This is a genomic window from Lentilactobacillus raoultii (genome assembly GCF_900411375.1).
In the GTDB taxonomy this organism is placed as follows: Bacteria; Bacillota; Bacilli; order Lactobacillales; family Lactobacillaceae; genus Lentilactobacillus; species Lentilactobacillus raoultii.
In genome coordinates, this window is record NZ_LS423006.1 from 57,222 (window position 1) to 71,607 (window position 14,386).

Consider the following 14,386-nt stretch of genomic DNA (forward strand, 5'->3'; position numbering starts at 1 on the left):
TTCATCCACATACTCACTTGCTATAATATCATTATTAAAACTATTTTAAACAAAATTGCAGTACAATGTACATATTGATGTTAGGGGGAATTTGTTTATATGACGATTAAATACCCAGATGGTCATCAATTTCATCGTCAATCCGGCTTTGTCAGTCACCATAATGATGCGGTTAATTTTTCAAATCGTGGGATGACACTCGAAGCTGAATTGAACAAAAGCAACAATTATTATTTAAAACAAGAAATTGCAGTGATTCACAAGAAACCGACCCCAATTCAAATTGTCTCGGTCGATTATCCTAAACGAAGTGCTGCAAGAATTAAGGAGGCTTACTTTCGAAAGGCATCAACAACCGATTATAATGGCGTTTATCAAGGCCATTATATTGACTTTGATGCCAAAGAGACAACCAATAAAACATCTTTTCCTTTAAAAAATTTTCATCAACACCAAATCGAACATATGAGAGAATGTTTAAAACAGAAGGGAATTTGTTTTGCTATTATTAAATTTGTCAATGATCAATCCGTTTTCCTATTGAAGGCAACGGATTTAATCGACTACTGGGATCATCAACAACTCGGCGGAAGGAAATCCATTCCGCGCAAAACTATTGAAGAAATCGGTGTTGAAATCCCATATCAAATCAATCCAATACTTCCTTATTTACACGCGGTCGATTCGATCATTGAATAATCACGAAGGAGAAATCTATGTCACAGAATAATCCTCAGAAGTCACGAACCGATATGAGGCGGGGCCGTCAATTCACTAAGAAAAAAGGCCCGTTCAAGCGCTTTGTTAAAATTGTGCTTAGTCTAGTTGCATTGCTGATTTTGTTTGGCGCAGGCTTATTTGCTTACTATGCTTCAAGTGCGCCAAAGATTACCCGAACTGCGCTTTCCAGTGATAATTCGACAAAAATTTTCGATACCAGCGGGAAAGTAATCTCCAGGTTGGGCAGTCAAAATCGGGATTATGTTAAATCAAATAAAATCCCGGACACTTTAAAAAAAGCCGTCGTCTCCATTGAAGATCGACGCTTTTATAAACATCACGGGGTGGACCCCATTCGAATTATGGGTGCCGCTCTTTCAAATTTAACCGGCTCATCGCTTGGCATGCAAGGCGGAAGCACCCTCACTCAACAGCTGGTCAAGTTATCCGTTTTCTCAACTGCAGCCAGTGATCGAACTTTAAAACGCAAAGCACAGGAGGCTTGGCTGGCAATTCAAGTTGAGAATCGTTACTCCAAATCACAAATTCTTGAATTCTACATCAATAAAGTCTACATGGGAAACGGTGTTTATGGGATGCAAACAGGAGCTGAATTCTATTACAACAAAACTCTCAGCCATCTCACCCTGCCACAGTTGGCTCTGTTAGCCGGCATGCCACAGTCACCAAAGTATTACAATCCTTATCTTTATCCTAAATATGCCACCCAACGGCGCAATGAAGTCTTAAACGCAATGGTTAAAAATAAGGCCATCACTGCTTCTCAGGCACAGCACGCTAAAAACACCAGCGTTAAAAGTGGCTTGGCCAAGACCCATCCTAAGACTAGTGGTTCCGCTAAAACGTCCCGATACGTCGATTCATATTTAAAACAAACGTTGGAAGAACTAAAGGACAAGGGATACAAAGCTAATAGTGGCTTAAAAGTATACACAAACTTAAATCTAAATGCTCAAAAAAAGCTTTATAAAGTTTCAAATAATGACCCAAGCATTGCATATCCAAATAAACGATTTCAGGTAGGTGCAACGTTGGTCAACGTTAATAATGGAAAAGTAATGGCCATGCAGGGAAGCCGAAAAACCAAAGTCGCCTTTGGCTTAAATCGAGCTGTTCAAACTGGTCGTTCATCTGGATCAACGGCTAAACCCATTATGGACTATGGTCCGGCAATTGAATATCTCAAATACCCCACCTATCAACCCGTCAAAGATACGCCATACGTTTATCCGGGGACCGATAAAAATGTGATGGATTTTGATAATAAATACCAAGGTACTATCACCATGAGAAAAGCATTGGTTGAATCAAGAAATATCCCAGCTATTCGAACTTTAGAGAACGTTGGTGTTACTAAAGCCACTTCCTTCTTAAAGAAGCTTGGAATGCCGTTTAAGAAGCCTTTAAGTCTTCAGAATGGAATTGGGTTATATATTTCTTCCGAGCAGCTGGCAGCCTCTTACGCAGCATTCTCTAATGGTGGTACCTATTACAAGCCTTATCTAATTAATCGAATCGTCCAGGCAAACGGCGTCACAAAACGTTTTCATCCAAGTGGTAAGCGAGCCATGTCTCCGGCAACTGCCTTTATGATTACCAACATGTTAAAAGGTGTCATGACCGATTCGAACGGGTCCGGTACCGCAGCTAAGATTTCCGGATTATACGAAGCGGGTAAAACCGGAACAACTCAGTATCCAGACGATTATTTGAACAAGGTACCGGCAAATTCGTCGATGGATGCTTGGTTCTCAGGTTACACAAAGAATTATTCATTAGCTATTTGGACAGGTTATGATCATCAATTTAAAGCCAATTCATATATTACGCAACCGCAAACCGAAATTTCTCAGCAGATTTACAAATCTGTCATGTCTTATGTTTCCGAAAACAAACCCAACACCGATTGGCAGCAGCCAAGTGATGTGGTGGCAACTAATCGGGATGGTAAAACCGAGTATTACGTGGCTGGCTACCCCGGAACCGTAACCGACAATACAACAACGGCTGCCGGCAGTTACTCTATTGAAAGCAGTTCTAGCAGTTCAAACGGAACGGTGACAACTGCACCCCGAAGTAGTGATGAATCTCGAAGTACTTCAAGTGGGTCGTCTCAAACTGCTCCAACAACTCAGCAGCCAAGTGGTAGTGGCTCCTCATCAGGTGGAAACGATGATAGGAAGAGCTCGAGTACGACCAGCTCTTCTTCGACAGATAATAGCGGTGGTGCAGCATCTTCGAGTAATGAAGGTAGTAGTACTTCCGATTCTTCGAATGGTCAAAACAACACTAATTCTCCAGATAACAATACCGACGTCAATGATCAGTAAATAATTTGACTAATCGGTTAATAAAAAGCCACCTTGAAGTTTTACTTCAGGTGACTTTTTTATTAATCCTTTTTTTCCTTGGGATTTAGTAAATTTATAAAAGGAATCTTTGGTCCCTTATAGGTCGTTTCGGATTCAGAACTACTTTGAGTCCGTCGACGATTATAATCCTCAATTTGCTGAGGCGTTTTTAAATTGCGTTGTTCCCAATTTCTTAGGATCCGATCCATGTATTTCAAATTGTAAACCTGGTTCAAAACGGCCTCTTTTAACGCTAATTCAATCACTCTGGGTGTGTAATGATCTAAATCAATCCACTGGCTGATTGATTCCATTTCAAGTGGTGATAGTGTCCGGCCAAATTCTTTTTCAATGCTTTCAAAGATTTTTTGACGTTCTTGATCATTCACTTGTGGAGTGGATGAGGTGGCTGTTGGATTAGAAAACACTTCGCCCTCCTCGTCTGACTCTGATTCATCAAGTAATGCCAATTTTTCGTACAACAAAGTAAAGTCGTACGCATCAACTTGTTGGCCTGCGATTTGAATTTTGGTAATTTTAGCTAACTTTTTTTGAATCATTTGATGAAAAATTTCAAAAAGTTGCTGTTGGCCATATCCGGTTAACTCGGCCAATTGGTTAATTTCCGGCATGGGGATAACCAACGTTCGATCATGCTTAATTAAAATGTAGAGAAGCAATTCATCATTGGACAGACCAATTTTTCGATAATTTTTTAATAAAAAATTAGGTAGTGTTGTCTGACCAAACTTTAGGATATGATGTGCATACTTATCCAAAAAGATTCCCCCTCTTTTAATATGATTTAATTATGGATAAATCCGGTTAAGCAATCGTGGAAACGGAATTGTTTCGCGGACGTGATCCTCTCCTGTGATCCATGTTAGTGCCCGTTCTAGACCCAAACCGAATCCGGCATGCGGGACACTTCCAAATTTACGTAAATCCAGATACCACGAATATTCTTTAGGATCTAACCCTGCTTCAATAATCTGCTTATAGAGATAATCATAATCAACTGCCCGTTCTGAGCCACCAATGATTTCACCATATCCTTCAGGTGCCAGTAAATCCGCACAAATAACCACGTCATCACGAGTAGGATGTGGTTTCATATAAAACGGCTTAATGGCTTTAGGGTAGTTAAGAACGAAAACTGGTTGATCAAAATGGTCTGCAAGGAAAGTCTCTTCCGGCGAACCGAAGTCGGCTCCCCACTCAATGTCAAAATCATTCTTTTTAAGTAAGTCAATCGCTTCATCGTAGCTAATCCGTGGATAAGGGAGAATGGTGTATTTTTTCAGTGTCTCAACGTCACGTCCAAGTGTCTTAAGTTCCATTTGGCAGTGGTCAATCACCCTTTGAACCAAGTAGGCAATGTAGCGTTCTTGAATGTCTAAGCTCTCTTCTTGATGCATAAAAGCCATTTCAGGTTCAATCATCCAAAATTCAATTAAATGTCGTCGAGTTTTTGACTTTTCTGCCCGGAAGGTTGGCCCAAATGAAAAAACTTTACCAAATGCTTCGGCGCCCGCTTCCTCGTAAAGCTGGCCACTTTGTGAAAGGTAAGCATCCTTGTCAAAATAAGTCGTGTGAAAAAGATCAGTCGTGCCTTCAGGAGCGCTACCGGTTAAAATAGGTGCGTCCATTTTGACGAACCCTTCATCATTAAAGAAATCATAAGTCGCTTTAATGACTTCATTTCGAATCCGCATCACAGCGTGGGGCCGACTGGAACGCAGCCAAAGATGGCGGTGATCCATCAGAAAATCAATTCCATGTTCCTTTGGCGTAATCGGATAATCATGAGATTCACTAATGACCTCAATGGCCTCTACCTCAATTTCATAACCAAAGTGTGAACGACTATCCTCATGGATAATCCCAGTCACCCACATGCTGGTTTCCTGTTTAACCTCTTTAGCAAGTTCAAAGGTTTCTTCGGAAACGTTATTTTTTACAACCACTCCTTGAAAGAAGGCTGTTCCATCTCGGAGTTGCAAAAAGGCAATTTTACCGCTGGAACGTTTATTTGTCAGCCAAACACCAATCTTGACCTTTTCGTTGACGTACTTTGGTGCATCAATCATGTTAATTTGTTTCAATGGAAATTCCTCCAGATACATTTTTATCTAAATAATGAGCCATAAACGTATTAATTCGCTTAACGGCGATTTTTAAATCTTCCAGACCAGCTGCATAGCTCATCCGTAAATAACCAGGCATCCCAAAAGCACCACCATCAACCAGTGCAACGTGTGCTTCATTAAGTAATCTCTCAACCAACTCGGCAGAGGTGTTAACGCCAACAATTGACATTGCCTGCTCAACGTTTGGGAAAAGATAAAAGGCCCCCGCCGGCTTTTGCTCAATATGAAATCCGGGAGTCTGTTGAAGTAACGGGTAAATGGTGTTTAAGCGCTTCTCAAATGCTTGGCGCATCACCTCAACTTCGTGCTGATCAGATTGAAACGCTGCAATAGCCGCATATTGACTAACAGTTGCCGGGTTACCGGTCGAGTGCGAAAGAATCGCATTTACTTTGTTGATGATTTCCGGTACGGCAGCTAAATAACCAATTCGCCAGCCGGTCATCGAATAAGCTTTCGAGACACCATTAACCAGAATCGTCGCATCGGCTATTTTTTGGCCGCACTGAACTAATGAATGAAAGGTTGTTTCATTATAAACCAGCTTACCGTAAATATCGTCAGCAATCATCAGTAACTGATGGTCAACGGCCCACTGGCCAATTGCCTGTAATTCAGATTTTGAATAAACAGTGCCGGTTGGATTTTGTGGCGAATTGATAATCAACAACCGGGTACGACTGGTAACGGCCTGAGACAAGGTTGCCGGAGTGACTTTGAAATCAGCGTTGGTATCAACCAAGATTGGCCGACCACCAGCAAGTGACACTTGTTGACTGTAGCTGACCCAACTTGGCTTAGGCATTAGAACCTCGTCACCTTCATCAATCAAGGCCTGAATGATGACGTAAAGTGCCATTTTGGCGCCGTTAGCAACACTAATTTGTTCCGGTGCATAATTGACCCCATAATCAGCAGCAATCCGATGAGCAATTGCCTGCTTTAACTCCGGCAGTCCACTGGCTGGCGTATAGAAACTGGTTTTTCCGTGTTGAATTGCCTCAATGGCTGCCTGTGAAATAATCTTTGGCGTTGTAAAGTCCGGCTCGCCGATCCCTAAGTTAATGACGTCAATGCCATCCCTGATCATTGCTTTGGCACGATTAGATACTCCCACCGTTGCAGAAGGCTTAACTTGCATTGCCCGATTTGAAAATTTCATCATTTTATCCTTTCATGACTTTTCTTGTCCGTCTAAATATTTTCAATTAGCTTTTTAACTGATCCTGTTTTAAAATTCAGGGTCGCAAAGCATAGATTATTATGTCGATTCATATAACTAACGACCCAGTAAGGCTTTTGCTTGATTAGTGTTAACCCAACACTGTTAATCTTCTTGGGATGCTTGGTTTGTTCAAGTCGATTTTTAATTTGAGTGTCACTTAATCCAGCACGTTGATTAACAACCGTCACGGCACCACCTTTTTTAGCAACAATGACGTAAATCGGCCGATTTTTGGTTGTTTTACCGGCAACCGAATAATAGGTTTTACCAAGATTGGCCGAATAAAAATTAGTTGCCGATTTCAAATCAGCGTATTTTTTAGCAATTGCAATCGTTTGGCTCCTAGCAGTCGCCATTGGCTTTTCAGCTTGATGAAGCACAATAAACGTTGCAAAGCCTAAAATTAAAATGATCAAAAGGACGATCCATCTTAATTTGACCTTGGGTTCGCGTTTAACTCGCCGTTCTCGTTGCATGACATTTTCCTTCCAAAAATTAACTATTTAACACAATCACCTGATCAACGCCACAAAGGCAATCTGCACGTCAACTTTTAACTATTTTTCACATACATTAGCTATTATATCAAATAATTATGTTAGCGGCGCTCTCTTATGGCCTGCTTTCAAAAAATTTAACCATGTCATCGATGCATTCAGCCAGGTTGCCATGCTTTATTGGAATCTGATTTCTTAAATTGGTTAAAATTGTTTGCCCGTAACGTCTGGTTATTAGCCGAGGATCTAAAACAAAAATGGTCCCATAGTCGGCTTTGGTCCGTAATAAGCGGCCCATCCCCTGGCGAAGCCGTAAAATCGCTTTAGGGAGTGTCAAACTATAAAACGGATTTTTCCCCCGACTGCGTTCAATCGAATATAAAGCATGATTGTAAGGATCCTCTGGTGTATCAAATGGTAATTGGGCAATGATGAGATTTTCCAACAATCGGGCAGGAAAATCGACCCCTTCCCAAAAAGTATTGGCACCAAGCAGGATCGCCGGTTCGTTATGGATAAACTGTTTACTTAGTTTGGCAGCAGTCCCGTTAACGCCCTGGGCTAAGACTTGATGTTCGGTCGTAAACCCATCCTCGGCGAGAAAGCGATGAGTTTTTTCAATAGCGCTAAGTGAATTAAACAGCACCAGCGTCTGCTTTGAGGCATGCTTATAAATCGTCTCAATTGCTTCGGCTACCTGCTTTAAATAATCATCGGAGCTGGTAACAAATTGTTCAGCTTCCGGATTCTCTACCAAGTAAAGTCGGGCTTGGTTCTGTGGCTCAAAATCACTTTGAAGACGCCGAACAGTTGCCATCTTTCGATCAAGGCCCAAGAGGTTAAAAATAAACTGGGAACGGCGCGATGAAAAAATCGTGGCGCCGGTAAAAGTTGGTGGTTCAAAGGAATGGTAGATTCGTTGGTTCAAATAATCCTTAGTTTTAAGGATTCCCTGATTAATCGTAAAACTGTTGATATCTTTAAGATGGTTTACCGTCACCCAAACGACATTTTGATCAATGACTGTCTTATCGGAATTCAAAATTGATAAAAAGAAGGTCAATTTATCCATAAACTCATTAAAATCTTCATACAAATCATAAATTTCAGAATACTCGCGATTGGTAAAAGCTTGTTGGTTACGGCTGACTTCAGAATCAATCCGGATTAATAAGGTTTCAATTTTATCCTGCTGGTTCTTTAAAGCTGATAGTGCCGGTTGGTTTTCCCGAATGATAGTCTTTAACTCGTTAATTGGGACCAGCCGAACAAAAAAGTGAGCGTCTTTATGAAGTGTTTGCTGACTAACCATTTGGGTAAATAACGTTTGGGTAAGGGCTTTTAATAGTTGATGAATATGATCAAGAGAAGCATCCAAGGAATCGGCAAGTTGATTTAATCTAATATTTCCCGCGAAAGCATCCCGAGCACTACCGTGATGGCGTTCCTGGATGTCACCGCGAACCCGATTGATGGCGGACATCACAGCAAGTGGATTAAGCTGTTTTTGATGATTTCGAATCGCGATCTCTGTAAATTGCTGTGTCTCATCAATCAACAGATACGGTTTTTCTTTAAATGTTTTAAAGAATTGCCAGTTTTTGAGGAGATAACTGTGATTAACAATGATAAAGTCGGCGTTTTGGGCTTTTTTAAGGTTGTAGCGTAAAAAGTCATCTTCATAAAATGGCGAATTGGCATCCAACCAACGAATTCCGGCGTGCTGAATTTTCCAAACAAAGGGCGTCTGTTCAACGTTCAAATGCAGTTCATCAAGATCACCAGTCGTCGTCATCGTCAGCCACACAAGAATTTGGGCTTTAATAAAGGCTGTTTGAACTGAATGATCGTTGACAAATAACAGGTGGCGAAATTTGTTCAAATCAATATAGTGACTGGCCCCTTTTAAAATAACACTGTTGATGTGAAAAGGCAGACTTTCGTTTAGCATTGGGATGGTCTGGTTCTGAAGCTGAAACTGTAAATAGGTCGTCGCAGTGCTGATCACAACCGGTTTTCGGGAACTCGTCAAATAACCGAATGGCAGGCAATACCCCAAACTTTTACCAATTCCCGTTGGGGCCTCAATCACCAGTGGCTTGGCTGGATGATGACCGTGAGAAGCGTAATTATTGTAAATCATGTTCATCATTTTATTTTGCTCAATACGCGATTCTAAGTGAGCCGGCAAAATTTTAGCTTTAGCCAACTTGGTTTTTGGAAATTTAAAATCCGGTGACGGGGCGATGACTTTCTGATGAATTGTCTGACGTTTTCGCAAGACGAGGCCTGTCGACAGTTTTAATGGTTCGGGAAGCTTTTCAGCTAACGGTTGAGATCGGTTTCGATCATTAACTTCAAGAAAGACTTTCATCGTATCTTGAGGAAGTGATGGATTCACTGCGATAATCTGTTCAAGTGTTCTCCTGGGAAGTGAGTGGACCTGTCGCAGTAAGATCAATAGTAGTTTGGCTGTTGCCAATGCGTCACTGTCGGCAGTGTGTGGATGCCGATGGGTAATATTAAAATAGGCACTGAGATCCTGAAGCCGGTAACTGGAAAGCGTCGGCAGTAAAATCTGACTTAGCGTCACTGTGTCAATTGCTTCAATATCCAATTCGGGATACCCGACCCGTTGAAACTCACCATTTAAAAACGGGAAGTCAAAATTAACATTGTGGGCAACAAAAATTGTGCCACTTAAAAGTTGATAGAGTTTGGCCGATACTTGATCAAAAGTTGGGGCTTTCTCCAGCCGCTGTGGCGTTAGGCCAGTTAATTGAACAATTTGTTCTGGGATATCACGTTGCGGGTTGACGTCGGTCACATAGGTTTTAACTATTTTACCGTTGGCAACCAGCGCGCAGCTAAACTGAATAATTCGGTTATTAACGGTCATATCGGTCCCAGTGGTTTCGATATCAACGACCGCGTAAGTTATTTTTGAATTCATAGTTGTTTCACCAAAATCGTTTAATTTTTTGATAATCTTTTTAAACAAGACGCTATCATCTATGTTACTACAGTCAAGATGTGTTAGGCTACTGAAAAAGCAAAGGACCTAATTCCATCCTAGCGGTCATTTGAATTCAATCCAAGAACCCAAACCAATTTTTGGCACCCCCGCTTACGCATCCCCTGCTCAAACAGACCTGTTTTCAAATGAATGACTCGAAATTCTTACGAAAAATGGTTGGCTATTTTTTATGAATATTTTAAAAAAATAGTAACGATGCTTTACAAGTCTAAATTATGATAAAATTGGACTGTTTGAAAGTGAGCGGATAAAGATTGAGAAAAAAAGCTAAAGCAATAAGTTATGCAAAAATCATTTGGTTCGGTGAACACAGCGTGGTTTATGGAAAGCCGGCAATTGCCTTACCACTTTATAATGTGGATGTCCACACCAACTTGACAACCGAAACAAGTGGTCAAACAATTGATTGCCGTTATTTTAGCGGTCCAATTGATGAAATGGTGGATAATTTAAAGGGCGTGTCAGTATTAATTCATCAACTTCTAACAATTTTTAACGCCCAAAAGATTAATTTCCATCTAAAAATTGAAAGTAAAATTCCTTCCGAAAGGGGCATGGGATCTTCAGCTGCTACTGCGGTAGCCATTGTTCGGGTCTTCTTCAAATTATTTGAAGCGCCATTAACCCGCAATCGCTTACTGGAATTAGCCAACATTGAGGAAAAAATTACGCACGGTAATCCCAGTGGCCTCGACACGGCAACAGCTAGTTCAGAGGTCCCAGTTTGGTTTGTTCGGCATCAGCTCAATGAACAAATTGATTTTAACCTGTCAAATGCATTTATGGTGATTGCCGATAGTGGGATTAAGGGAAAAACCGGGGAAGCTGTGTCAATGGTTCATGATCGTTTAATTGACGAGCCGGAAACTGCCACCCCCTTAATCAATCAATTGGGTCAAATTGCCAAAGCAGCTAGGCAGGCACTTAGCTCAACGGATGAAGTTAAACTTGGTAAACTAATGACTCAATCTCAGTACGATTTGGCCAAGTTGGGGGTTAGTACAAAAGCCCTAAATGCCTTTTGCCAAATCGCAATTAAAAACGGCGCATTAGGTGCCAAGTTGACAGGCAGCGGCCTTGGTGGCTGTATGATTTCCATTACCCAAAACCAGGTTGCCGCTCAAAAGGTAGCCACTGCGCTGCGAAAAGCCGGCGCTACTCAAACGTGGATCCAACCCTTTAAAAACTACAACTTTTCAATTGGAGATAATAATGGCAACCTTGTCAAATAATCCCGTTACTGCACGGGCGCACACAAATATTGCCCTGATTAAGTATTGGGGAAAAAAGGATGATACGTTAATCATTCCTTATACCAGCAGCCTTTCATTGACACTTGATCAATTTTATACCGACACGACTGTTCAATTCGATGCCAGTCGGTCAACTGATCAACTCATCATTGATAACCAAATTTCCTCAGAGCAACCGCTTCACCGGGTCTCAAATTTCTTAGACATTGTTCGGCGAAAAGCTCAGATTAATAGCCCGGCAATTGTTAATTCTCATAATCACGTCCCGACAGCTGCTGGATTGGCCTCATCGGCTTCCGCCTTTGCGGCTTTAGCGGCAGCTGCTAGTAAAGCCGCGGGATTAAACTTAACGCTAAGCGAACTTTCCAGACTGGCCAGACGAGGGTCCGGTTCAGCCTGCCGCTCAATTTTTGGCGGCTTCGCTGAATGGCAGCGCGGAGAGGATGATTTAACGTCCTATGCAATGCCCCTTAAAGCTGCTGCTCTACTGGAAGATATTCGAGTCGTCGCGTTAACTGTTGAACGGGGACCAAAAGCTATTTCAAGTCGCCAAGGGATGCACCTATCAGTGACAACTTCCCCTTATTACCCGACTTGGGTCAAAACCTGTCAAACTGACTTGACCCAATTAAAACTGGCAATCGAAAAAAACAACTTTGCCAAATTTGGCAAAATTAGTGAGTTAAACGCCATGCGGATGCATGCGTTAACTTTAAGTGCCGATCCCGATTTTACGTATTTTAATGGCCAAACCTTAACCATTATGAATTTGGTTAAGCAATTGCGTCATAATGGTGTTGCTTGTTACTACACCATCGATGCCGGTCCAAATGTTAAGGTTCTTTGTCAAAAGGCATCGGTGGCAAAAGTTGTTGACACCTTTTCCCAACTGCTTGGTAAACAAAACGTAATCGTTGCTAAGCCGGGACCCGGCATTCAGTATTTATAATTTTGAAAGGAAATGATCACTTGATAACCGCTAAGGCTCCAGGAAAGTTATATATTGCGGGTGAATATGCGGTAGTTGAAACCGGTTACCCGTCAATCATTGTCGCCTTGGATCAATTCGTGACAGTTGAAATTTCTCAGAGCAAGTCCTTTGGCAGCATTGTCTCTAAACAATATCGTGAGGATTCGGTTTTCTGGCGGCGTCAGGGGGATCAGATGATTCTCGACAACCGAGACAACACATTTAATTACATTATTTCAGCCATTCATTTAACAGAAGAGTATGCCCAGACACTTGGCCGATCCATGACCGTTTATGATTTGCGGGTAAATAGTGACTTGGATAGTCCCAACGGCAAAAAGTACGGTTTGGGTTCATCAGCCGCAGTGACAGTCGCCACAGTTAAAGCGCTGTGTGAATTTTATAAAATTCCGCTTACTAAGAGCAAATTATTTAAATTGTCAGCAATCGCCCATTTGGAAGTTCAGGGCAACGGATCATTAGGCGATATCGCCGCCAGTGTTTATGGCGGTTGGATTGCTTATCAATCCTTTGACCGTGATTGGTTATTGGCTGCTCGGAGACAACAATCATTAACTGAACTAGTCGCTCAACCATGGCCGGATTTAACTATTACCCAGTTGACACCACCTAAAAATTTGCGATTGATTATTGGTTGGACCGGGTCGCCGGCGTCAACCTCGCATTTGGTGGATAAGGTTGCCATCTCTAAAAGCCGTCAATTGGAAACCTACAACCAATTTTTAAGTGATAGCAAACAATGCCTTAACGAATTGATTGCCGGGTTCAAAATGGGCAGTCTCTCAGCCATTCAAGCTGGAATTCAAAAAAATCGGGAAATTTTAAAACGCTTGGCTGACTTTTCCAAAGTTCAAATTGAGACGCCTACTTTAAAGAAGATGTGTGATATTGCGGTTGCCCACTCGGCAGCGGCTAAATCCTCCGGCGCTGGCGGCGGCGATTGCGGCATTGTCGTGATCGATAAAAATCAAGATATTAAATCCCTCATCAAACGTTGGGAAGAAAATGGCATTACCAGATTGTCACTTCGCGTTCACCCGGTCATTGACCTTGTGAAGGAGCATTCATGATTTCAAAACATTCACATCGAAAAGATGAACATCTTTCCTTAGCAGAAAAGTTCTATCAAGACCAGAATAGTTTCAAGTCGCTTAGATTTGTTCATCAAAGTTTGCCCAAGTTCGCCTTAACTGATATTGACCTGACAACTCAGATTGGCCCGCTACAGCTGTCACTTCCCTTTTACATTGAGGCGATTTCAGGTGGGAGTCCCCGCACTAAAACCATTAATCAAAAGTTGGCAGCTGTTGCCAAAAAGACCGGTTTAGCGATGGCTGTGGGATCTCAAAGTGTGGCTTTAAATGATCCCGCATTAGCGGCAACCTTTCAAGTTGTTCGGGAGATTAACCCGCAAGGCATCATTTTTGCCAACTTAGGTGCTAATCGGACGCTGGCAGATGCTAAACAAGCTATTAAGATGATATCGGCCGATGCCTTAGAACTTCACATTAATCCAACTCAGGAACTGATCATGCCAGAAGGCGACCGGCACTTTAACTTTGTGAAAAATATCAAGCAGATTGTGGCAGGTCTTTGTGTTCCGGTTATTGTCAAAGAAGTCGGTTTTGGGATGAGCCGTGAAACCATTGCCGAGCTAATGAGCTTGGGCGTTCAATATATTAATGTTAGTGGCCACGGTGGCACTAATTTTGCCGAAATCGAAAATTTTCGACGACCGGCAAAAGAAATGGCCTATCTCAAAGATTGGGGATTAAGTACACCCGAATCATTGCTGGAAAGTCGACAATTTCAAGATCGTTTAACCGTCTTGGCATCCGGTGGTGTGAAGACACCTTTGGACATTGCAAAATGTTTAGCACTTGGTGCAAATGCTGTTGGGATTGCCGGAGAATTTCTTCATCTGGCGCTTCATCAGGACGCTGATCAACTAGTCGATATTATCCAACAATGGACTTACGGCTTGAAAGCCATCATGATGATGACCAATGCCAAAACCATTTCAGATTTGCAACAACAAAGGCTCCTATTGGATGAGTCCTTATTGAGTTATCTAAAACAGCGACACATTACCTATTGATTCCAAATATTTAACAAATTAAGACTTGTTGGTTAAAGGAGCC

11 protein-coding genes are annotated in these 14,386 nt (G+C 41.8%); 6 read left to right on the top strand and 5 right to left on the bottom strand.

Features of this window, described 5'->3' with window-relative positions:
* The first annotated feature begins 99 nt into the window (after positions 1-99).
* Both recU and ED605_RS14120 read left to right on the top strand, forming a co-directional pair.
* Positions 100-699, top strand: a complete 600-nt coding sequence (recU, locus tag ED605_RS14115) for a Holliday junction resolvase RecU (protein WP_121979530.1) — start codon at positions 100-102, stop codon at positions 697-699.
* 17 nt (positions 700-716) lie between these two features.
* Positions 717-3,071: a PBP1A family penicillin-binding protein gene (locus tag ED605_RS14120; RefSeq protein WP_121979531.1), complete on the top strand. Its 2,355-nt coding sequence runs from the start codon at positions 717-719 to the stop codon at positions 3,069-3,071.
* Positions 3,072-3,133: 62 nt separating this feature from the next.
* Here ED605_RS14120 and ED605_RS14125 read toward each other — a convergent pair whose 3' ends face one another.
* The 5 genes from ED605_RS14125 to ED605_RS14145 form a co-directional block, all read right to left on the bottom strand.
* Positions 3,134-3,871, bottom strand: coding sequence for a DnaD domain-containing protein (locus tag ED605_RS14125; RefSeq protein ID WP_121979532.1), 738 nt, complete (start codon positions 3,869-3,871; stop codon positions 3,134-3,136).
* A 30-nt stretch (positions 3,872-3,901) separates the two neighbouring features.
* Positions 3,902-5,197: an asparagine--tRNA ligase gene (gene asnS, locus ED605_RS14130; protein WP_121979533.1), complete on the bottom strand. Its 1,296-nt coding sequence runs from the start codon at positions 5,195-5,197 to the stop codon at positions 3,902-3,904.
* Entirely contained in the window at positions 5,184-6,404 is a 1,221-nt protein-coding gene (locus ED605_RS14135) for a pyridoxal phosphate-dependent aminotransferase (RefSeq protein WP_121979534.1), read from the bottom strand. The genes asnS and ED605_RS14135 overlap by 14 nt, the downstream gene beginning before the upstream one ends.
* Before the next feature lie 32 nt (positions 6,405-6,436).
* Entirely contained in the window at positions 6,437-6,943 is a 507-nt protein-coding gene (locus ED605_RS14140; protein WP_121979535.1) for a cell wall elongation regulator TseB-like domain-containing protein, read from the bottom strand.
* A 136-nt stretch (positions 6,944-7,079) separates the two neighbouring features.
* Positions 7,080-9,917 (bottom strand): helicase C-terminal domain-containing protein, encoded by a 2,838-nt coding sequence (locus tag ED605_RS14145; protein WP_121979562.1) that lies wholly within the window; start codon positions 9,915-9,917, stop codon positions 7,080-7,082.
* Positions 9,918-10,255: 338 nt separating this feature from the next.
* Between ED605_RS14145 and mvk the strand changes: the two genes are divergently transcribed.
* The 4 genes from mvk to fni are packed head-to-tail and all read left to right on the top strand — an operon-like array spanning position 10,256 to position 14,343.
* Positions 10,256-11,233: a mevalonate kinase gene (gene mvk, locus ED605_RS14150; RefSeq protein WP_121979536.1), complete on the top strand. Its 978-nt coding sequence runs from the start codon at positions 10,256-10,258 to the stop codon at positions 11,231-11,233.
* The gene (mvaD, locus tag ED605_RS14155; RefSeq protein ID WP_121979537.1) at positions 11,214-12,203 is read left to right on the top strand and encodes a diphosphomevalonate decarboxylase; all 990 of its coding nucleotides are present in this window, start codon (positions 11,214-11,216) and stop codon (positions 12,201-12,203) included. The genes mvk and mvaD overlap by 20 nt, the downstream gene beginning before the upstream one ends.
* Before the next feature lie 20 nt (positions 12,204-12,223).
* Positions 12,224-13,315 carry a phosphomevalonate kinase gene (locus tag ED605_RS14160; RefSeq protein WP_162919821.1) on the top strand — a complete coding sequence of 364 codons (1,092 nt, stop codon included), beginning with the start codon at positions 12,224-12,226 and terminating at the stop codon, positions 13,313-13,315.
* The gene (gene fni / locus ED605_RS14165) at positions 13,312-14,343 is read left to right on the top strand and encodes a type 2 isopentenyl-diphosphate Delta-isomerase (RefSeq protein WP_121979539.1); all 1,032 of its coding nucleotides are present in this window, start codon (positions 13,312-13,314) and stop codon (positions 14,341-14,343) included. Before ED605_RS14160 ends, fni begins: the two co-directional genes overlap by 4 nt.
* Positions 14,344-14,386: the final 43 nt, after the last annotated feature.